Below are 19,892 nucleotides of genomic sequence, written 5' to 3' on the forward strand. Positions count from 1 at the left end.
GGGATAGCCATGTTCGGTCTGGATACGCTCGGGAAAGCTGTTGGTCAGCTCGTCAACGGTTTCGAAACCAACGTCCGTCAGGGGCAGCAGCAATTGGAGAAATTGCTGGGCGACGCTGGCGTCCTGGATGATGCAACGCTCTCCACGATGACGGAAATGTCCGATGCCTACCGTACGATGGCAGAGGACCTGCTACTCCACCCGCTCCGGTTCGCCGGTGCGGAACTGGATCTGGCTCGCAAACATGCCGCGTTGGGGTATTACACCCTCGCCCGGCTGGTGGGCAAGGATAATAAGCCCGTTGTCGAACCTGAGCCCGACGACCGGCGTTTCCAAGCCGAGGACTGGCACAAGCATCTGCCTTTTGATGTTCTCCACCAGGCGTACCTGATCAACTCCCGCACGTTCCTGAACTGGGTAGCCGGCATGGAGGGCATGCCCCAAGCCGGACGGGACCAGATGCTTTTTTATGCCCGGCAACTGACCAGTGCGCTGTCACCCTCTAATTTCCCTGCCACGAACCCGGAAGTGCTCCGGATTACCTGGGAACGCAAAGGGATGAACCTGATCGACGGTGGTCGCCAGCTGATCGAAGATCTGCGCCAGAACCCGTCCCTGTTCAATGTTGGAATGACCGATCGCTCCGCCTTCGAGGTAGGGCGTAACCTGGCCACCACCCCGGGCAAGGTGGTGTTCCAGAACGAACTGATGCAGTTGATCCAGTACTCGCCGACGACAGACACCGTCAACAAGCGCCCCTTGCTGATTGTTCCGCCCTGGATCAACAAGTATTACATCCTGGACCTGACCTCCAGAAACTCCTTTATCCAGTGGTTGGTTGACCAGGGACAGACCGTATTTATTATTTCCTGGCGCAATCCTGGCCCTTCCATGCGTGACAAAGGCTGGGAAGACTACATGGAACTCGGGCCACTGGCTGCCATGGATGCCGTTACCGAAGCCACCGGCGAAGAACAGATGAATCTGATCGGTTATTGCATCGGTGGCACATTGCTGGGCTCAACGCTGGCCTGGCTCAAGAAAAAAGGCCGTAATCCAGTAGCCAGTGCTACCTATCTGACTACCCTGCTGGACTTCTCGGACCCTGGCGGAATCGGTGTCTTCATCAACGATCACTCGATCCGGGGCATTGAGAAAATGCTGGAGCGCAAGGGCTACCTTGACGGTCGCGCCATGGCGTTCACCTTTAACCTGCTGCGGGAAAACGAACTGTTCTGGTCGTTCTGGACCAATAACTACCTGAAAGGCCAGAAACCGGCGGCTTTTGACCTGCTGTACTGGAACACCGATGGCACCAACCTGCCGGCCCGGATGCACAGTTTCTACCTGCGCCAGATGTACCTGAATAACCGGCTGGTGCAGCCAGACTCCCTGAGTCTGCTCGGTGAGTCCATCAATCTGTCCGAGATCGAGGTGCCCTCATTCTTCCTGTCCGCCCGACAGGATCACATCGCCAAATGGAAAACCACTTACAAGGGAGCACTGGCCCACGGTGGCGATGTCCGCTTTGTGCTGTCTGGCTCTGGCCACATCGCCGGGGTGATCAACCCGCCCTACAAGGAAAAGTACGGCTACTGGACCAATGACACACTGGTGCCGGATGCAGACACCTGGTTCGAGCAATCCGAACACCATCCCGGATCCTGGTGGCCCCACTGGCTTGAGTGGATTGCGCGTTTCTCGGACGGTGACGTACCCGCTCGTATCCCGGGCGAAGGGAAATTGCCTGCAATCGAGAACGCACCGGGTAGCTACGTCAAAGTCAAAGCTGCAGAGGCAGTTAAGCAGTAGACTTTTGGGTGGCTCGCGCTCCTGCCGGCCACCGCTTCTCGCCCCGCACCCGCCGTTGTGGCACTATTGCCCGCTCGATGACTGGCGGAGAAGCACCCGATGTTTTATACCACCCTCGCGGCGATTGCGGTCGCCATGATTCTGTTCGCCTGGCTGGGACTCAGAGCCCGGCTCGCAGACGGCGGTCTGGATGATTACGTAACGGCACGGAACAGTCAGGGAGCCAGGGCTTTGGGGCTTTCTTTCCTGGCCTCCGGGATGGGCGGCTGGATCCTGTTTGCCCCGCCGGAAGTAGGCGCGCTGGTCGGCCCGCTGGCACTGGCAGGCTATGCCCTAGGTGCCGCTCTGCCATTCATTGTGTTCGCCTTCTGTGGACCCGCCATCCGCCGCTTCCTGCCCGAGGGGCGCAGCATCGGCGAGTTTGCCAACGCCTGCTATGGCAATGGCGTGCGCCGCTATGTCTCGATGATCTCAGTACTTTACATGCTCTGCTTCCTGACCGCCGAGCTCACTGCCATCGGCGCCATTACCTCGCTGCTCTCCGGCATTGACGGTGGCGTCGTGGTCATTGGAGTTGCGGTTACCACGCTGGTATACACGGCTGTCGGTGGCCTCCGGGCAAGTATCGTTACCGATCAATGGCAGGCATTATTGCTGATCGGCCTGCTGGCGATTGTCAGTTTCGTCGCGCTTGGCAAACTCCCGGACGCAGCTCCCGCAGCCTTGCCCGACATCCCGACCTCTGGGGCCCTCAGCGTGGCGCTGACTCTGGTGATCGCCGTCACCGCCGCCAACCTGTTCCATCAGGGATACTGGCAGCGGTTGTGGTCAGCCCGCGACACCGATGCCCTCAGCCGTGGAGCACTGCTCGGCGGCGTAGTTACCATCGGCGTTGTCGCCGTTGTGGGCGGGTTAGGAATCCTGGCGGCCCTGAGTGGCGCGGACCTTGGCAATCCTCCGATTCCGTTCTTTGCCTTGCTGGCCGATGCCCCGGCCTGGCTGGCTTTGCCGGCCCTTATTCTGGCCATCACCCTGGTCGCTTCCTCGGTGGATACCCTGCAGAATGCGCTCGCATCCCTGGCGGTTACCGAAAAACAGGGCCTTTCCATTGTCAGTGCCCGATGGTTCACAGTGCTGCTGATGATTCCGGTGGTTCTGGTAGCCCTTCAGGGCATTTCCGTGCTCCGGCTGTTCCTGATCGCCGACCTGCTGTGTGCCACGGCGGTACTGCCTGTGCTGATGGGACTCTGGGGGAAAATGACCACCCGGGCGGCCATTCTGGGCTGTCTGGCAGGGCTTTTCGGGGCGATTCTGCCCGGCTGGATGTCCGGAGGCAGTTTGATGGCCGGCCTGGAAGCTGCGAGTTTCCCCGGCAGCATTCCAACCCTGATGCCATTCGTGGGTGCCCTTGCAGGCTCTGGTTTGGTCAGTCTCGCAATCGCAGTTGCGGCCCCGAAACGCTAGCAAGACGCTGTGCTGTCCAGTTGGTTAACTGGACAGCAATTCAATCGGATAACGGATCTTGGTCTGGTCGACGCCCGGCCGGGCCCCGAAATCCACCAGCCTCAGACGATTACAGATCTTGTTCTCCAGTGCCGGTTCGTTGAGGGTGGACTCCACGACTGAACAACTGGATACCGCACCGTTGGGCTCAATCACCAGCTCCGGCGTGATACTCCCCTGAAGCGAAGGCTTCCGTCGCAGCTCCCGGTTGTAGATGCTGTAGATCGCGGACTTGTTGGCGTCCATGGTCCGGCGCAACTCCTCCTTGCTCCGGGTTCTGGCAGCGGTTTCCTGCCGTTCATTGCGGGCTGCCTCTTTGACTGCAGCAACCCGTTCGGCTTCCGCAACTTCCGCGCGCTGGCGCTCAGCCAGGGCGACCTGACCGGCCTCCCGATTGAGCACTTCCTCGTTCACGCCACTGCTCTTGGCACTCGCGGTAGCGCGGGAGGCCAGCGTATCACCGGTTTTGCGAGCAATAGGCTCAGCTGTATTGGCAACCGGGCCATCCAGCTTGACCGACTCCGCCAGCGAGCTGAGCTTTTTCAGTTCGTTCCCCATTGCCAGAATACCGGTATTCTTTGCCTTTTCCCGCGCCTTGGCGACTTCCTCGGGCTTGGGTTCCGGCTTTGGCTCTGGTTTTTCCGCTACTTCTGGTTCAGGTTCAGGCTCCGGTTCCGCAACCACCGGTTCGGGCACAGGCTCCGGTTCGGGTTCTGGCTTAGCCTGCTCCACCGGCTTTTCCTCAGGTTTCGGCGGCTCGGGTTCAGGCAGTACCGGTTTTGGCGGCTCTTTCTTCTCAATGATCAGTTTTGCCAGCTGTGGCGGCAACGCCTCCTGTTCCTGCCTGTCCCGCTCAGGTAGTTCTATCCAGCTGACATAGCCTGCGAACGCAAGGAACAGCGGCACCACCACAACGGCCGCAGCCAGCAGACGTTTCCGCTCACCGCGCTCCTGATTCCAGGGCAATCCGTACCGATAATCCATAATGGTCAGGCTCCCTGTTCCGTACGCTGATTAACCGCCAGGGAAATGCTGGCATAACCGGCGTCCACACAGGTGGACATGATTTTCTTGAGCAGCTCGTAAGGCAGTTCCCGATCCGCAAGAATGGTAATTGGGCGGCCAGCATCCGGTGCAGGCGCCGACGAACGGCTGGCCTGGTAGTCAAGCTCCTGTTTCAGGGAGGGCTCAACCTGCCCGTCGAAGGTCTGGAAAGCGTCGCGTTTTACCACCAGTCGCCCGTTCACCAGGATGTCCCTGTCGGTTACGGTCAACGCTAAAACATCACCCGGGGGTTGTTGGGCAGTGGAATCCGGCAGTTTGATGGTGCTGTTCTGGTTCAATACCTGTACGTCAGAGGAGGAGTTCACCATCAGGAAGAACACAAGGATGGTGAAGATATCCATCAACGAGACCAGGTTCATCTTTCCCTGGCTCTTGTTGCGTCGATAGTGGCGCTTCAGACGACGGGCTTTCGCGGATTCTTTCATGAACTCACCTCCGCGGATCCAGAAGTCTTAACAGGAGCATCACCAAGCGAGATCTCAGGGAACAGTTCTGCCTCAACAACGCTGCCAGCCACGACAGCTTCGTAGGAGCGCACTGTGTCCATCACGGAGACCAGGGACTGATACGAGGTTTGCCGGGACGGCATGATGATCACATCCTTTTTGTCCGGCACCCGACTCTTGATTTCCTTCATGACATCCTTGAGCAGAACGAAATCATACTCGCCCTCGCGCTGGGGGATGTTCTTGATAACGCCGCCCTGGTTATCCGCAACGACCAGGCGATCCTCATAGATCACCACCTGGATCTGGAGCTCTTCCGCCTGCTCGGCCGAAAGGCTCTCACCGGTCGGGAAGTTCAGTTCCAGAACGCTGGTGTGGGCGAACACCATATTCAGCAGCAGTACCGGCACCAGCACAATCATGAGATTCATGAAGGGCGTGATGTCGAGATCGGCCTCACTTTGTAGGCGACGATGTTTCCGTCTCATGGCCTGACATCCTTCTGGCTGGTTATCAGGCCGGGCTACCGGCCGGAGTCGCTACCTGTGCCGGTGCAGCGGCGTTCTGGGCCTGTGGTTGGGCGACCGGTTTGTTACCAGAACCGTCGCTGAGAAGGTTCAGCACCTTGATGCCGGCCATTTCAAAACTGTCGACGATTTCATTGGTCTTGGTTTGCAGCAAGGAGTGAATCAGCAGCATTGGGATAGCCGACATCAGGCCGAACGCCGTGGTGTTCATGGCGACTGAAATACTCTGGGACAACAGACTTGCCTTCTGGGCTGGATCCGCTGCAGCCACGGCAGTGAACGCCGCAATCAGGCCAATGATGGTACCGAGAAGACCCAGCAGCGTGGCGATGTTGGCCAGCGTCGCCAGGTACTGGGTGCGCTTTTCCAGCCTGGGCATGACATCCAGCAGCCCCTCTTCCATCGCGTACTCGATCTCTTCGCGCCCCTGGCGGCGGGCCAGACGCTGAAGGCCGAAGCCGATCATGGTCGACATGGCACTACCGGATTCCTGGGTGTAATTCAGGGCGCCCTTCAGATCGCGCTTGGCAATCATCTGGTGCAGACGGTTGAAGTCCCGACGGTTGGTCAGTTTCTGGGCGGAAAGGTAAACGTAACGTTCAATGGCAACAATGAGTCCGATAATCAGCACAACGGCGATCGGAAACATAAAAAAGCCACCTTCCTGGAAGAAGCGAACGGCGGTATCGATCATTTTCTGGGCACTCCATGGTCCGGTTTTCAGATCAGTCTATGCGCGACCCTCCCCCGAGAGGGTAAGTTCGCGAAAGTCTGTGTGAGGGTTTGTTTAATCTTGCGCAGGAACACACTCAGGACGTGACAAACGTCACATTCTACTGCCCGATGGCGGCCTCCGTCTGTCTGATAAAGGCTTCGTGGTACTTGATAAAACGCTGGAATTCATAGCGCTCCAGGGGCCGAAGGCCCTGATCAACCATCAGGCGTTCCTCCGGCGCTCGCAACTCGTCCACTTCCGGTGGCTGCCAGGGCACCAGATACATCACCGTGGGCACTTCCTGATCGCCACGGATGCGAGTGCCCTCAATGGTTACCACCCCCGGGGCATCCTGGGCGTAGAGCATGGGCGCCGCAGGCAACAACGCGGAAGCGGCCAGAGCTATCAGCGCGAGACGTTTCATATCAGGTTATCCATATCAGATTCTGTTTTGCGCATCGAAGATCCAGTCTTCCAGTCTCGGGTGTGGCTCGCTGGCAGCTGATTGATAGCGCTCATAAAGTTCAACGGCGTCAGCAGGTTTACCCAGGTAGATATCAAGCAGGAAAGCCAGATTAAGAATCGCGGGCGCATATCCAGGATCCACGGCCAGAGCTGCACGGTAATACCGCTCTGCTTCATCAAATTCACCGGCGTTCCGGGCAATCACGCCCAGATGATTCAACGCCTGGACATGTTCGGGGTTCACCGCGAGCGCGGCCTCAAACCACCGTGTCGCGATATCGGTGTGCCCTTCCTGGAAAGCAATGATGCCAAGGTTGGCCATGGGTCCGGACTTTTCCGGATAGTCGCGGGCCAATTGCTCAAAACGGGACCGGGCTTCGGCAAGATTGCCCTGCTCCATGGCCTGGACCGCTTCGCTGAATGAGGCTTCAAGGACAGCCTGCTCGGCTTCTGCGTCAGACTCTGGCGGCGTCGGGGCCGTCACGCATCCAGACAGGGCGACTATCACCAAAAGACACAGTCCACAGGCCTTAATCGATTTCATAGACAACCCCCGAGGTCACTTCTTCTTTTCGGTAACGCCCCGGCAACAGGACTTTCAAAGCCTCATAGCTGCGCTTGACCCACTCATCGAAAATGCCCTCCCGGGCCCGCCGGATGTTCTGCTCGTGGACATCGATGGCGTTGTCCTCAAACGGGTAGGCCTGTTCTTCCAGCAGTAGCTCGTACTGGGCCAGTTCAAGCTCGCTCAATCCAGTGGGCCGCTCAGAGTCCATCAGGTCGGCACCGAGGCGTCCATAGATATGGGCGATCTGGTACCCGGCCTCGGTTGCAAACGACGAGAGACCGTAGCTGGCAGTTTTCTTGTAGGCATTGACTGCCCTTTCGAGTGCATCGGTCTTTGCTGTCATGCTCTGATTCAGCGGCAGAGTCAGGCGAATGCTGTCATACCGGGCAAGGGCATCGCGGGCGAGAATTGCAGAGGCTGACGCCGCAAGGTACCTCATGCGATCGTCCGCGGCGTCCAGGTCCCGGTCCACCGTTTCCATCTGCTTGCGCAGCCAGTAATCCCGTTTTTCGGTATCCCCCTCTTCCTGGTAGAGCTCGGACAACCGATTGGCCGCTTCCATGTAGACATCCGCCGGCTCGGGATGGCTGTTGGCGTAACTGCGCCAGGTGTCGATCGCCTTTTCCCGGTTGCCGGCCTGATCGTACAACTCTGCTGCAATCAACAGATTTTCTCTTCGCTCTTCCGGCGTCGTCGCCAGTGCCACCATTTGCTGAAGTTCGTCGGCTGCTCGCTCCCACTGCTCCGTTTCACGGTAGGCCAACGCCAGTTTTGCCGGGACCGTATCAATCAGTTCGTGATCCGGGAAAGTCCTCCGGAATCCGTTCAGCACACTGATAGCCTGATCCCAAAGACTGGCAGTTATAAGAAGTGAGGCAGCATCGTATTCCGCATTTGCCCGCAGAACGGATTCGGGAACGGCCGTGCCGACTCGCAGGAACTCGCTGACGGCCGCCTCCACATTGCCGGCATCAGCTAACTGCTCTGCCTGCCGATAGACCGCGGCGGCCAGATTTTCACGAACCCCGCTTCTGCGTTCATCGTCTTCAGCCATTGTCGCAAGGGCGTCACGGTAAGCCAGTTCCGCCTCCGCATATCGACCCAGTTCGGACAGACTGTGGCCAGATAACAACAAGGCTTCCGTTGTTAATTCGGCCGGAGGCGCCGGTTGCCAGGTAACAAGACGAGCCGCCATGTTGACTGACTCTTCCCAATTGTTCTGGTCAAACTCCCGCTGCAGTGCAATGTAATACACAGCCGGCGCCCGGGAATCACCTGGGAAAGCATTTGCAAACCTCAGTCGGTTCAACTGCTGTAGTTCCTGATAAGCCATTTGCTCAGATACGGGATCGTCGCCCCACGTCTTTGCGTACTCCCGGAAAGCGAGTACCGAAGCATAGCCTGCCTCCGCTGCTCGCTCGGGCACCTGGTCGCCGGGATAGTCATAGGCCACCCGCTCAAAAGCAGCGATGGCCGCCGGCCAGTCTTCCAGTTCCAGATAAGTCTCACCCAGGAGGAAGAGACGCTCGGGTGTGCGGGGATGATCCGGGAAAGTAGCCGCAAATTCGGCATAATAACTGGCGGCTTTGCGGTAGTGATCGTCCGCCTGCTGATCATCCGTGGCCTCCCCTGCCAGCAGGTACTGACGGTCTGCCAGTTCCGGCAACAGCTGTTCCAGCTGCTGTTCGATAAAACCGATCGCCGCAGGGTCCGCTGACTGCCAGTAATCGCTGTAGAGTCCGTAAAGGCTGACAAAGCCGGCCTTTCGTTCAGGGATGGTACGGGTGAAACCGGCGAGCTCCAGGGTATCGATGATCCGGATGTGGTAGCGTGGCGCCCAGGGGCTGGCCGGATGGTCTTCTATATAGGCCTCAAAGACATCGATGGCGTCACTGTATTGTTCCCTCTCGAGCAAAAGCTCGCTGTATCGGTCGTAGACCAGGATTTCATATGGACGCCCACCCGTCTGGCGGAACAGCGCCTGGAGGGTTTCCGCGCCGTCAAGGTAAGACAGCGACAACCCAACTACCCTGAATAAATCCTCTATCAGGGTCTGGCTACGCTGATCCACATCCGCAACCGGTTGCCCATCGGGCATCACCAGATCGAGCACTTCTACGTAGCTGAACAGGGCCTCCTGGTACTGCGCCTGTTTGAACAGGCTCCAGCCTTTCATGTAATGCGCGTTCACCAGGAACGAGGCATCGGCCAAGCGTTCCTGGCTGGCCAGGGTAACCTCGTCGAACGCCTGCTCGGCTTCCCGGTACCGGCCATCGATGAACAGCAGATCGCCCCGACGGAACTGGGCTTCAATCCAGTATTCTGAATCGGGGTAACGTTGGACCAGGGTATTCAGGGCCTCCAGCTGTTGAGGCGTCGCACCCCGAAGCTCCCAGGCCCTGGCAAGCTGATAGTAGATCTGATCATTGCCTTCGCGTTCTGGATATTCGGACAGAAGGCGCTGGTAGGCTTCAATAGCACCGGAGAGCTCATCGACGGCGGTATCGGCCATTTTCCGCTCCGCCCGCTGGAACTCCAGATCGGCCAGCCGATGCCGGATGGTGACCTGCTTCCGGGGATCGTCCACGAGTGGCAAAAGTGCCTTGTAGCTGTCCATCACCGTCTCGATGGAAACATCGCCCGCCGGGTCGCTACCAGCTTCTATACTTCCACTGGCTTGCCGGGTTTCGGTCGCCGGAAGCGCTGCCAGGGTGCCCTCACGGACCCGGGGCATTTCCTCGTCGCCGGCGGGCATCATCGACTGCAACATCTGGCAGCCACTGGCCATAACAAGGGCCCCCGCGATGACAAGTCCCTTAACGGTCTTTCCAATCGTCCGATTACTCATCCCCGGCACCTGCATTTTGCGATGCACGGAACAGCTGGTCCGCGAGTCTGGCCTGGGCATGACGGGAAGCCAACAGATACCCGTTCAGCTCCTCCTGCTGGGCTACAAGCATGCTGTCTACCTGGCTCAAGAGGGCTTGCCGGGCATTGCCCAATGCATCGGCAATCTCTTCCCCAAGGGTCGCGAGTTCCCGTTCACTGGCAGCGATGCGTCGAGCCAGTTCAGCATGGCGGGCGTCGTCGGCCATCAGGGTTTCAACCCGCTGCCGCTGAGCCTGAAAGCGATCCATTTCGCGATTCAGCTCCCGCAACTGTTTTTGCGCCGCCCAGCGATTCACGCCATAGTCATCCGCAATCCACCAGTCGAAGTAGGCACGCATCCTCTGATAAGTCGCACGCTGGCTGGCCGTGGTCGCGTCGTCAGGCAAGCCCGCCAGAGTTTCTTCAACCTTATCGAGCTTGTCTCTCAGCGCCTTCTGTTTGGAGGTCATGAAGAAACCGGCGTCTTCCTCCGTCAGTGCCTCAGAAATCTTCTCACTGAATTCCTGGTGCAACTGCTGCCACTGGTCCGCCTGCTGGTTTTCCAGCGCCCGACGGGTTTGGGCAATACGAACCTGACGCTGCTGTTCGCGGGTTTCCAGCATGACCCGGAAGGACTCGAACCGGGACTGCCGCTCGGCGACGAAGGACTGCATCCGGTAAAGTTCGTTCAGTTCCGCAAGGGCCTGCTGGAACGTTTCCGAAGCCAGCACTTCGGCCATGCCGAAATCGACCGGCTGAACCCGCAGTCGTCCGTAGGAATCTGTGAGAATCCCGTCACTATCGCGGCTGAAATCGAGCTGCGCCATCAAATTTTCTTCACTGAGCCGGTTCCGGATGTTATTGAGTTCCTCGATACGGGCCTGGTAATGATCGGCTGCCTGTTTAAACGCGGGCAATGCTTGCTGTGGTCTGTTCATCTGCTCAAGCACATAGGCCCGGGCAAACGGAACCTGCTGTCGCCACGGCAAGAACAGATCACGGTTCGAGAGGGTATCAAGGGCATGGAGTGCCCGCTCCGGCCTACCCTGCCCGGCCGCGGCTACGGCATAGTCAAACAGGGCCTGATCGGCGAACACCCCATTCAGGGGCATGTCCCCAAGAACCCCCAGGGCCGCGTCGAACTGGTTATCCCTGAGATACAGTCGGGCAAGTGACAGGCGGGCCCTGCCCAACAGCCCCTCGCGTTCTGCCTCTGGTTCGGCAGAGTCGGTAGACTGTTCAATGATGGCGATGAGTGCCTGCAGTTCCGCCTCGGCCGTGACGGCGTCTCCGGCAGCCAGGGCGGAAACGGCCGAATTGTACCGGAGGTAAAGGGACCAGATATCCGTGTCTTCCAGTTTCGCCCGGAGCGACGCCAAATCCGATTCGTCTCCGAACCTCGAAGACATCATGGCCAGTCGGGCTCGCAGATAAATCCACTCGCGAAACAGGTCATGGTTGGCCTCAGCCAGGATGTCACCATCTACACGCTCGAGATTCTCGCTGGCCAGGTCATGATCACCTTCCAGGTAGAACACCTTGCCCAGATAGAACCAGGCCTGATTGCGAACATCGGTCGAAAGTGTGCTGCCCGCACCGTCAGCACCGAGCAGTTCCGTGAATAATCTGCTGGCCTCACGGGTCATCCCCCAGGACAGCATGAGCCCGCCCTCTACCAGAGCCGGATGATCACCATGTCCGTCGATACCGCCTTGTTCCCGGGCAACCGCCAGCTGGGTCAGAGCCTCAAAGGCGTTGCCCTGATGGTATTCATAAAGTACCCAACCATACCTGAGGTCCTCCGCACGCTCCGGTTGGGGCTCATCGGCCTGGGCCGGAGCAATCATCGTCAGCCATAGCAAAGCACCGGTGAAAAGTACCGGGCCTGCCCGAAACGGCTTGAACACTGTCAATCCCACGACGCGGCTTACTCCCACTCCACGATGGAAACTGAGGGCTGGTAATCGGAGGAGCGATCCTCGACACGGATCTCCAGAGCGGCTGTGCCGGTGCTCTTTTCAAATTCCAGGGACGCGGCCTGCTTGTAGGGCCGCTGATCCGGACCGATTCCCTCAACAAACGCCGTCATCTGGTGGACTCCGGTCTTCAGGTTGCCCACGTACAGCCGCTGCATGCCGCCACGTTCAAGCGCTTTCGCCTGACGCTCGGTATAGAGGTGAGACGCAACGATCTCATCGTCGACCTTCAGCTTCACTGCATCAAGCTTCAGGAACTTCCCGGCATCCACGCTGAGAAACACCGCAACCTGGGTATTGGCCGGGAACAGCAGATCCTCTTCGAGGATAAACAGGTCCCGGTTCAGGCGGATCACCTTCTTCTTGAGAGCCTCCACCTGCTCGGCGACGGCTGTATCATCTTTCTCCGCGCCGGGATTGGTCTGGGCAAATGCGGGGGCTGTCAGGGCGAGGGTCAATGCCGCTAAAAGCACCGGAAATCGGGAGTTCAAGCAAGTGGCCATGGTCGTTCTTCCTGCATGCTCAGTATTCAAGAATCAACGACGCCCGGGTTACATAGGCATCGAAGGAATAAAGGGGTTCTTCGCCGGGGAGAAAGTCACCGGCTGCGGTGACATCCCGGAAGTTGTCATATTCAAAATTCAGCCAGTCAACCAGTAAGCTGAACTGGAGGCGATCGATGCCGGGAAGCGACGTCTGCTTCCATTCGTAGACCGCGCCCACCGCCAGGGTTGTCCCGGAAAGGGAGCTGAGTTCCTTGTCACGGGCCAGGTGTGTCTGGGAGTTCTCGAATGGGAAAAGATCGCTGTAAAAGTCCGCCTCGCTCTGGCTGTAGTAACGAATGGACCCCTCAAGGGTCCAATGCTGGTTCAATCCGTGCACGTATCCCAGCTCGACCGTGTGGGCGTTGATGCCCCAGGTATCGGAAAAATAACGGTATTCACCGCGAATTGAGGCGCGATACGGCAGATAGTAAAGCGCTCGCATGGCCACGGAGGTGCTGGTTCGGGTTTCCGGATAACGCTCCGGTTGATACAGGAACCCTGTGGAATCGTTCGGGTCGATGTAGCGGTTTTGTCGGTAAGGGTTCTGCAGGAAGCCCTCATCCGTGACTACCTCAAGGTCCAGGCCCACCAGACTGTTGCGGGTGACAACCTGGCTCAGACCCAGCTGATAGTTGCGACGATCGGCTTCCTCGCTGAAGGAATCGTTACCAACCCGGCCAACCTCATCCCAGCCACTGGCATAACCCATGGTGACCGTGGACATACCCCCGAAGAACTCCTGACTGACAGAAAAATAAACGGTATTGGCTTCGTAATCGTTTTCGGTACTGTTGGTAAAGCCAAGGCTCAGAATGGATTTGTCGTGCAGGTAATCAACGCCAAAGGTGTACTCGTTCCGCTCTTCCTCATAGGGGCTCGCCGTTGCAAGGACATCCACCGAAGCGGCCGAAACAGAGTCGACGTAGTACTGCCCCGAAAACGAAACCGACGAGCCAATACCCTTGCGCACCAGAACTGATGGGCCGTCAATGACCATGCCACCACCATCGTAGCGGTGGTAGAGAACATCCACGTTATCCACTGGCAAGGTCGCCGCAATCGCCTGATGCCCGAACGGCAACAGCGCCAGCAAAAAAAGCAACCCGGACCGCACCAACTGTCTTCTGTCAGTTGCAGCCACATCCACCTCCCGAACCGCCTTCCGCTCCCCGTGCAGACTCCCGGGACTGATAGACGTGGTGCATGTAGGAATCCGCTTTGCCATGACGACTGAGACTCATGACCGGATCCGCCAGATTATCCCGCTCGTAAGGTTTCACCCACGGCTTGACTGAACTGCATCCAGAAACCGCGAACGAGGCGGCCAGAAGAGCGGAGACAGTGAAGATCGACAAACTACGCATAAACGTCCCGTCCGAAAATTACTCGCGCACCAATTCGCGAATCTGCTGTTCGTACTCGTCTTCGTAGCCCGGCTGGTATCCGTAGTGGAGATAACGGGCATTGCCACTGCGATCAATCATCACGGTGGTTGGCATGGCCTGCACTTCATACAGTTCGCTCACCGAGCTCTCCGGATCGTAGAGGATCGGGTAATTCACGGGCACCTTGTCCAGGAAGCGATGCGCCTCCTCCCGGTTCTCATCCACATTGACCGCCAGGATTGTGAAGCCGAGATCCTTGTACTGGCTGTACAACTCATCCATCAGGGGCATTTCCTGGCGGCAGGGCCCGCACCAGGAGGCCCAGAAGTTCAGCATCACCACTTCACCACGATGATCCTCCAGCCTCAGGTTCTCCCCGGAACGGCTTTCCAGGGTGAAATCCGGAGCCGGAACATTGATTGCTTCTGCGCCTGCCAGTGGGCTCAGGCAGACCAGGATGCCCGCTACTGCCAGCGATTTTATGGATGCTTTCATAACCGTTGCTCCTGTAATCAGAAAAAGACCGACAGGCCAGTGCTGACCTCGGTGTTCATGGAGGTCTTCTCGGCCCCCAGAACATCAATGCGGTAGTAGTGCTGGCGCACACCAAGGTGGACTGCGACGCTGTCCGTCAACAGCACCTGATAGCCCGCCCCGGCATTCAGGGTAAACCGGGTATCACCGGCAAAATCTGTGGCTCCGGCCCCTGCGATCAGGTAGAAATTGGTGTTGAACGCATAGTTCTCAGTGAGGAAGGCCTCGCCCGGCAGCACGTTGTAACCCAGGTTAATGTTGTAATAGCTGTAATCCCGCTCACTGTCGGTGAGCACCTCCACGTTGCCGGCCAGCTTCTCGAAACTGGTTTCGCCGCCCTCCGCAAAGCCCACTCCCGCCTCGAAAAAGAAGGACTCACTGAGGTGGTAGGTGAGCTTGCCGCCATAAAGCAGCGACGACTCGAAGTCCTCGATATTGAGCACACCCACAAACGCGCCGATTTCAAAGTTCTCGGTGTCAATCAGCGCCTCGGTGACCGGCACCGGGGTAACATCCGGCTCGATCAGCGGCCGATCATCCTGGGCCTGGGCGGCTGCGGCTACGCATAGCCCAGCTCCGAGACACAGCGGTTTCAGAAAAAGATGCTTAGTCCGATTTTCCATTCTGTCGCTTCTTCGTTGGTGGACCGGGTCGTGAACACTTTGTAGTCCTTCACTTCGGCACGGATGAAATATCGATCGGTAATGTAGGCACGAATACCGAGTCCGGCATGGCCAATACTGTTATCCCGCTCTTCGGGCTGAGCCAAAGTGGCCTTGGGATCAACCCAGATATGTCCGACCCCGAGCGTAAAAAAGGGCGATACCCGCCAGTGCGGGAATGGCTGATGCACCAGATTCGCATTCACCATTTGAATCTCCGAGGCGCTGCCCAGGATCTGCGAGGCCCAGAGCTCGGCCGACAGGTTTCTCGTCATCCAGAAACCGCCGTAGCCTGCCGTGACAGCGGCACCATCAAACTCACCCATCATTAAACCAGCTTCGACTCGCCGGTTACCGAATGAATCGAAATCCGGTACCTGAAGATCCACTCGATTACCGGTGCCATCCACGGTCTGGGCGATATCAGCAACCGCAACCCAGCCTTCCCGGCCCCGGGCGTCCGTTACTTTGATCCAGCTGGTCTTGCGTTGAAGAATGGTCAGCCATTCCCCTTTCTCGCTGGTATGGAAAACCGGATAGCCAGTTGCCGGGCCGGTTCGCCATTCAATGTAAGGCTCGGTCACCTGCACTTGCGCCACGTCTTCTTCAGCCTGGCCCCACAGCCAGCCAGCCCAGCTCTGGGCCGGCAAAAATAATAGAAACATGAGAAAGGCAATGGGCATGGCGCGAGTGTCAGTCCTTGGATCAGTCTTCCGGGGCATCGAACGGATTGTTGAAATACTGGCCGCCAATATCCAGCCACTCTGCGATCAGTCTAAGTTCTGCAGGAGTCAGGAAATCCCTGTGAGTTCCCCCCTCGGCGAATACATCGAAGAAATCACTGGCACGGGCGCCGTTAACAGACATTGACGCTGGCACTGGAATGGTTACGAAAATGGGCTGCTCGTCTCCGTTGGCATCCAGAATTGGGTTGCCTTCTTCATCTCTCAGTATTTCTCCCGAATCCTCGAGTTCATCGACCAACGCACCATTCACCACCTCCTGCTTGTTATCCGGAAAAAGCAGTTCTCGGTAGGCATTGAAATGCAGCGGTTCATCGGGTGAAGGGCCATCGCCCAGATCCAGTTGTCCAGCCGGCACTTGCTGAGCGTCTGCCGCATCAGTGTCGGTATGGCAACTGGTGCAGGTGTAGTCATCCACGACCGTCATGGTGTTCGGGTCCAACACCTCCCGATTCAGGCCCCAGAGCGGGTGAATATGCTGCTCGTAGTTGATCACGATCCGGCAATTCGGCGCCCAGTCGGTGGCGCAAACGCCGGATACTGGCGGCGGTGTCTGCAGATCGGCATAGGCGTAGGCAAAGCTTTCAGGCTTGGGATCCACGGCATCTCCGGACCATTCATCGGCATAGATCACATCCGGCGTCGGCCGGCGAATCTCGTTGATGCGGGCAAACACCTGAGCCATGGTTTCACCCATGTCGGCAAACAGAGCCTGGTCGGTATTCGGAAACGGAAGGCTGGTGGTTGCGGCCCCACCCCACACGGACGATGGACCGGCATCCGGCCTGCCATGGGGTGTCGGACTGTTCGGGTTATGACACCCTGAACACTCGAGGGTCTCGCCTGGGCGCACCGTCAGCCAGTTCTGATGCCTGGCACCGATTCGCTGGCCTTGCTCATCCAGTACACTGATGGCGAATGCGACATTAGCCGGCACCGCCACCTTCACTGAGCCGTCCGGCTCGATCGGTACGTAACCCAGTATTTCCCGCATCAATTGAGCTCGGCTGCGGCCAAAAGCGCTGTTGTCGAAATCCCGGACATTCTCATCGGGAATGGCCACGGGTTTTTCCAGGCGAAGGAACCTGGCAGGCCGATCCTCCGGTGGCGTCTGCAGCGGATCGGCCATTGCAGCAATACCAGCCGGCGTGGTGTCTACTCCGTCAATATCATAGACACTGCGGATGTGCAGAACCCCGTAACCGGCATCCCCGAGGGCGCCCTCATCACCGGTAAACTGGGACTCAGGAATAAATCCTTCCAGGGACCGCTCCTTCATCAGTACGGCTTCATCGAACTGAATACCTTCAACAGGTGGGACGACTGGTCGCTGGGTTTCACTGGTGATATCGAGAAGCCAGAGACCGTAGACGGGCTCTGCGGGCTGGTATTCTTCGGATTGGAGGCGGTCTTCCGTGCAGTTAACGATCCGGTCGGTTGCTGTTTCCCGCAACCGGCAGGGTGTCCAACTCACCAGGTAACGGTTGGTACCGTCCAGCAGCGGTGAAACCGATGCATAGCTGCCTTTCAGCGACAGCTGCCCATCCAGGCCTACACCGGGCACAAGCGAGCGCTGACCAGAACCTTCGGTCCCGTCGGTGCGCAGGTTGGCCTCAACAAACTGGTCAACATCGACTTCTGCCAACACGGACGCATAATCATCACTCTCAAATGGCCTTAGCTGAACCAGCAGATTGCCACTGTCTGACTTGCGGGGCTGCAGATATTGAATATCGTTGGTTTCTGGTACCGAATCGTGAGAGTGACGACCGAAGAGATAGCTCAGGCCGGTGCCGTCAGGGTTCACGCGATAGAGGTTTACACCGTTGTTGCGGGTCTGGCCGGCATTGTCCCAGCGGCTGAACACAATGGTGCCATCATCGGCCACCATAGGGTCGAGGTCGTGGCTCTGGTTGAACGTGATCTGCTCAATATTCTGGCCATCATCGTCCATCACATGAAGAACAAACGCAGGGCTGTCACCCTCCTCGTCCAGGCCGGAATACTGGGGTTTGCCTTCATCCAGCAGCACCGCCTTGGAAATCCGCTGGCGGGTTGAAGAGAAAACGATCCTGCCATCGGGAAGATAGGCGGGCGCAACGTCCTGGCCAGCACGGGCAGTGACGTCCGAATCGATGATCCGACGCAGGGCGTCGGTACTAACGTCGTATTCCCAGATATTCCAGGTTGGCTGATCCTCGTCATCGGCGTCTTCGATCTCCGGGGCGCGCATGGAGAACAGCAATCTGGAGCCATCGTGGGATACGTGGAGATCTTTCACGTCGTAACGTAACTGGCCGTTGTCATCGAGGAATTGCGGCCCGGCGAACGCCCTGGAAGCAATATCCCGTGTTTCGGCGTCGGCGGTCGCGCTGGCCTTCAGAAGCAGTCGAGCACCGGGGCGAAAGGCGCTCGGGTCGGCCAGGTTGTCCTCCACCAGGGCACCGGTGTTCTCGTCAAAAAGCAGAGCCCTTTCGACATAAGCCACAGGGTTCTCGACAACAACCGGATCTGCCTGCTGGCTGTCACTGCTTGAAAGACAGCCAGACAGAGCGGCAAGCGAGCCAAGTGCGATAGCCAGGCGAGCACTGCGGGAGATATTTAGGCTGGGCGACTTAATTTCCAACGTGACAAACCCTGTTTCGGATGACATTCCATGACATAAATTAAGTCGGTTCCGTTGGCAGGCTCCAAGGGTTTTACGTAACGCAATGTAATAACGTGGCCTACGACTCAAAACGAAGGATATAGCAAGCCGTAAACTTTTAACAATTGTCAAAAAGCATTAATGTGCAAATGCTATCGATCACCGAGGGAAAGGACATGACCGCCCGGAACAGGATCAGGAGCCTCCTTTGCAAGGCTTGCAGTACCGCAGTTCTCGTCGCACTGATGTCTGGACAGGCAAGCCTTGTTCAGGCCGGCCCCAGAGAGCAGGCCAAACGAATCCACGACCGGATAGCCGGTGTGCCCCCTTCCGCCGACGTTCTCAACCAGATGGAAGGCGATATTATCTCGGGCAACACGATTGACGCCGCCTTCACTGCCATGGAGGACAGCGCCTTCTACGACGTCACCCTGAAGAATTTCGCCGCCCCCTGGACCAACGAGGCGATGTCAAAGTTCGTACCCCTCAATGATTATATCGCCACGGTGATTGGCCTGGTGCGGGACGGGGAAGATTTCCGCAAAGTCCTGTATGACGATGTGCTGTATATCGGAGATCCTTCCCTGAATCTGCCGAACTACTCCAACAGCAACAACAATCACTACGAATCCCTGGAGAACAGCGGGGCCAGCCTCAAGAACAATCTGATGAGCGTGAATCAGTCGACCTACACCGGCCTGCCGCCCTCTGCCACCGCGGGCGTCATTACGTCAAGAGCCTCAGCCCGAGCATTCTTCAGTGCGGGCACCAACCGTGCCATGTTCCGCTTCACGCTGATCAATCACATGTGCAACGACCTGGAGCAGGTTGCGGACGTTACTCTGCCACCAGACCGCATTCGCCAGGATGTGTCCCGCAGCCCGGGTGGTGACAGCCGGGTATTCCTGAATAATTGCGTGGGCTGCCACAGCGGCATGGACCCCATGACCCAGGCGTTTGCCTACTACGACTACGAATACGACGCCAATGCCGACCCTGATGGGGAGCTGGGCAGGCTCGTCTACAACGCCATGGGCGAAACGGATCCGGAAACCGGCTCCAGAGTTCAGGCCAAGTATCACATTAATGCTGCAACCTTTGAGCAAGGCTATGTGACACCAGACGACAGCTGGGATAACTACTGGCGCCAGGGCGCCAATCGCAGGTTGGGATGGGATCAGTCGCTCCCGGGCTCTGGCGCCGGTGCCAAGAGCCTGGGTAGAGAGTTCGCCCATTCCGACGCCTTCGCCGAGTGCCAGGTCAAGAAGGTGTTCGAGAATGTCTGCCTGCGACCTCCCTCAAACAGCGCAGACCGTTCACAGGTAAGCAGTATGGTTGCCAGCTTCGCAAGCCAGGGTTACGACCTGAAGCAGGTATTCGCAGAATCCGCCGTGTATTGCATGGGGGAGTGAGGACGCTATGAAAACACTT

General features: G+C 58.0%; 18 protein-coding genes. 3 read left to right on the forward strand and 15 right to left on the reverse strand.

All coding sequences use genetic code 11. From position 1 onward, the window contains the following. Window positions 1-9 precede the first annotated feature (9 nt). Together ACO06L_RS05260 and ACO06L_RS05265 are read left to right on the forward strand one after the other, a co-directional pair. Complete coding sequence (locus ACO06L_RS05260) at window positions 10-1,812, forward strand: PHA/PHB synthase family protein (protein WP_064228967.1); 1,803 nt, start codon at window positions 10-12, stop codon at window positions 1,810-1,812. A gap of 99 nt (window positions 1,813-1,911) precedes the next feature. Beyond that, window positions 1,912-3,276, forward strand: coding sequence for a sodium:solute symporter family transporter (locus ACO06L_RS05265; protein WP_064228966.1), 1,365 nt, complete (start codon window positions 1,912-1,914; stop codon window positions 3,274-3,276). Between the two features lie 24 nt (window positions 3,277-3,300). On the opposite strand, the gene ACO06L_RS05270 is transcribed toward ACO06L_RS05265, so the two are convergent. From ACO06L_RS05270 to ACO06L_RS05340, 15 genes are all read right to left on the reverse strand, one after another. Beyond that, entirely contained in the window at window positions 3,301-4,299 is a 999-nt protein-coding gene (locus ACO06L_RS05270) for an AgmX/PglI C-terminal domain-containing protein (RefSeq protein ID WP_201257839.1), read from the reverse strand. 5 nt (window positions 4,300-4,304) lie between these two features. Beyond that, entirely contained in the window at window positions 4,305-4,805 is a 501-nt protein-coding gene (locus tag ACO06L_RS05275; RefSeq protein ID WP_064228964.1) for an ExbD/TolR family protein, read from the reverse strand. Further along, on the reverse strand, window positions 4,802-5,314 hold the full coding sequence (locus ACO06L_RS05280; RefSeq protein WP_064228963.1) for an ExbD/TolR family protein: 513 nt from the start codon (window positions 5,312-5,314) through the stop codon (window positions 4,802-4,804). The genes ACO06L_RS05275 and ACO06L_RS05280 overlap by 4 nt, the downstream gene beginning before the upstream one ends. 25 nt (window positions 5,315-5,339) lie before the next feature. Continuing rightward, window positions 5,340-6,047, reverse strand: coding sequence for a MotA/TolQ/ExbB proton channel family protein (locus ACO06L_RS05285; protein WP_064228962.1), 708 nt, complete (start codon window positions 6,045-6,047; stop codon window positions 5,340-5,342). A gap of 139 nt (window positions 6,048-6,186) precedes the next feature. Then, window positions 6,187-6,492 (reverse strand): hypothetical protein, encoded by a 306-nt coding sequence (locus ACO06L_RS05290; protein WP_064228961.1) that lies wholly within the window; start codon window positions 6,490-6,492, stop codon window positions 6,187-6,189. A gap of 15 nt (window positions 6,493-6,507) precedes the next feature. Next, on the reverse strand, window positions 6,508-7,077 hold the full coding sequence (locus tag ACO06L_RS05295; protein ID WP_064228960.1) for a tetratricopeptide repeat protein: 570 nt from the start codon (window positions 7,075-7,077) through the stop codon (window positions 6,508-6,510). Beyond that, window positions 7,064-9,949 (reverse strand): tetratricopeptide repeat protein, encoded by a 2,886-nt coding sequence (locus ACO06L_RS05300; protein WP_202347477.1) that lies wholly within the window; start codon window positions 9,947-9,949, stop codon window positions 7,064-7,066. Before ACO06L_RS05300 ends, ACO06L_RS05295 begins: the two co-directional genes overlap by 14 nt. Then, the gene (locus ACO06L_RS05305) at window positions 9,942-11,876 is read right to left on the reverse strand and encodes a hypothetical protein (protein ID WP_227512769.1); all 1,935 of its coding nucleotides are present in this window, start codon (window positions 11,874-11,876) and stop codon (window positions 9,942-9,944) included. The genes ACO06L_RS05300 and ACO06L_RS05305 overlap by 8 nt, the downstream gene beginning before the upstream one ends. 20 nt (window positions 11,877-11,896) lie before the next feature. Then, complete coding sequence (locus tag ACO06L_RS05310) at window positions 11,897-12,448, reverse strand: hypothetical protein (protein ID WP_064228958.1); 552 nt, start codon at window positions 12,446-12,448, stop codon at window positions 11,897-11,899. Between the two features lie 19 nt (window positions 12,449-12,467). Next, window positions 12,468-13,631, reverse strand: coding sequence for a DUF3570 domain-containing protein (locus tag ACO06L_RS05315; RefSeq protein ID WP_064229018.1), 1,164 nt, complete (start codon window positions 13,629-13,631; stop codon window positions 12,468-12,470). Further along, window positions 13,618-13,854: a DUF4266 domain-containing protein gene (locus ACO06L_RS05320; protein ID WP_082905028.1), complete on the reverse strand. Its 237-nt coding sequence runs from the start codon at window positions 13,852-13,854 to the stop codon at window positions 13,618-13,620. The genes ACO06L_RS05315 and ACO06L_RS05320 overlap by 14 nt, the downstream gene beginning before the upstream one ends. 18 nt (window positions 13,855-13,872) lie before the next feature. Further along, entirely contained in the window at window positions 13,873-14,370 is a 498-nt protein-coding gene (locus tag ACO06L_RS05325; RefSeq protein ID WP_064228957.1) for a TlpA family protein disulfide reductase, read from the reverse strand. Between the two features lie 17 nt (window positions 14,371-14,387). Next, the gene (locus tag ACO06L_RS05330; protein WP_064228956.1) at window positions 14,388-15,032 is read right to left on the reverse strand and encodes an outer membrane beta-barrel domain-containing protein; all 645 of its coding nucleotides are present in this window, start codon (window positions 15,030-15,032) and stop codon (window positions 14,388-14,390) included. Next, window positions 15,002-15,754, reverse strand: a complete 753-nt coding sequence (locus ACO06L_RS05335) for an SH3 domain-containing protein (protein WP_064228955.1) — start codon at window positions 15,752-15,754, stop codon at window positions 15,002-15,004. The genes ACO06L_RS05330 and ACO06L_RS05335 overlap by 31 nt, the downstream gene beginning before the upstream one ends. Before the next feature lie 22 nt (window positions 15,755-15,776). Further along, window positions 15,777-18,467 carry a PD40 domain-containing protein gene (locus tag ACO06L_RS05340; protein ID WP_202347476.1) on the reverse strand — a complete coding sequence of 897 codons (2,691 nt, stop codon included), beginning with the start codon at window positions 18,465-18,467 and terminating at the stop codon, window positions 15,777-15,779. Between the two features lie 170 nt (window positions 18,468-18,637). On the opposite strand from ACO06L_RS05340, the gene ACO06L_RS05345 reads away from it, so the two are divergent. Next, window positions 18,638-19,873 (forward strand): hypothetical protein, encoded by a 1,236-nt coding sequence (locus tag ACO06L_RS05345; RefSeq protein WP_138103134.1) that lies wholly within the window; start codon window positions 18,638-18,640, stop codon window positions 19,871-19,873. The last annotated feature ends 19 nt before the right edge of the window (window positions 19,874-19,892 follow it).

Origin of the sequence: Marinobacter sp. (assembly GCF_965229985.1) — a bacterium.
In the GTDB taxonomy this organism is placed as follows: Bacteria; Pseudomonadota; Gammaproteobacteria; order Pseudomonadales; family Oleiphilaceae; genus Marinobacter.

Coding starts and splice junctions, on each gene's coding strand:
- ACO06L_RS05325 (WP_064228957.1), bottom strand. CDS start 14,370: ATGAAAGCATCCATAAAATCGCTGGCAGTAGCGGGCATCCTGGTCTGC.
- ACO06L_RS05340 (WP_202347476.1), bottom strand. CDS start 18,467: ATGTCATCCGAAACAGGGTTTGTCACGTTGGAAATTAAGTCGCCCAGC.
- ACO06L_RS05320 (WP_082905028.1), bottom strand. CDS start 13,854: ATGCGTAGTTTGTCGATCTTCACTGTCTCCGCTCTTCTGGCCGCCTCG.
- ACO06L_RS05270 (WP_201257839.1), bottom strand. CDS start 4,299: ATGGATTATCGGTACGGATTGCCCTGGAATCAGGAGCGCGGTGAGCGG.
- ACO06L_RS05310 (WP_064228958.1), bottom strand. CDS start 12,448: ATGGCCACTTGCTTGAACTCCCGATTTCCGGTGCTTTTAGCGGCATTG.
- ACO06L_RS05260 (WP_064228967.1), top strand. CDS start 10: ATGTTCGGTCTGGATACGCTCGGGAAAGCTGTTGGTCAGCTCGTCAAC.
- ACO06L_RS05335 (WP_064228955.1), bottom strand. CDS start 15,754: ATGCCCATTGCCTTTCTCATGTTTCTATTATTTTTGCCGGCCCAGAGC.
- ACO06L_RS05285 (WP_064228962.1), bottom strand. CDS start 6,047: ATGATCGATACCGCCGTTCGCTTCTTCCAGGAAGGTGGCTTTTTTATG.
- ACO06L_RS05265 (WP_064228966.1), top strand. CDS start 1,912: ATGTTTTATACCACCCTCGCGGCGATTGCGGTCGCCATGATTCTGTTC.
- ACO06L_RS05345 (WP_138103134.1), top strand. CDS start 18,638: ATGACCGCCCGGAACAGGATCAGGAGCCTCCTTTGCAAGGCTTGCAGT.
- ACO06L_RS05300 (WP_202347477.1), bottom strand. CDS start 9,949: ATGAGTAATCGGACGATTGGAAAGACCGTTAAGGGACTTGTCATCGCG.
- ACO06L_RS05295 (WP_064228960.1), bottom strand. CDS start 7,077: ATGAAATCGATTAAGGCCTGTGGACTGTGTCTTTTGGTGATAGTCGCC.
- ACO06L_RS05275 (WP_064228964.1), bottom strand. CDS start 4,805: ATGAAAGAATCCGCGAAAGCCCGTCGTCTGAAGCGCCACTATCGACGC.
- ACO06L_RS05280 (WP_064228963.1), bottom strand. CDS start 5,314: ATGAGACGGAAACATCGTCGCCTACAAAGTGAGGCCGATCTCGACATC.
- ACO06L_RS05330 (WP_064228956.1), bottom strand. CDS start 15,032: ATGGAAAATCGGACTAAGCATCTTTTTCTGAAACCGCTGTGTCTCGGA.
- ACO06L_RS05290 (WP_064228961.1), bottom strand. CDS start 6,492: ATGAAACGTCTCGCGCTGATAGCTCTGGCCGCTTCCGCGTTGTTGCCT.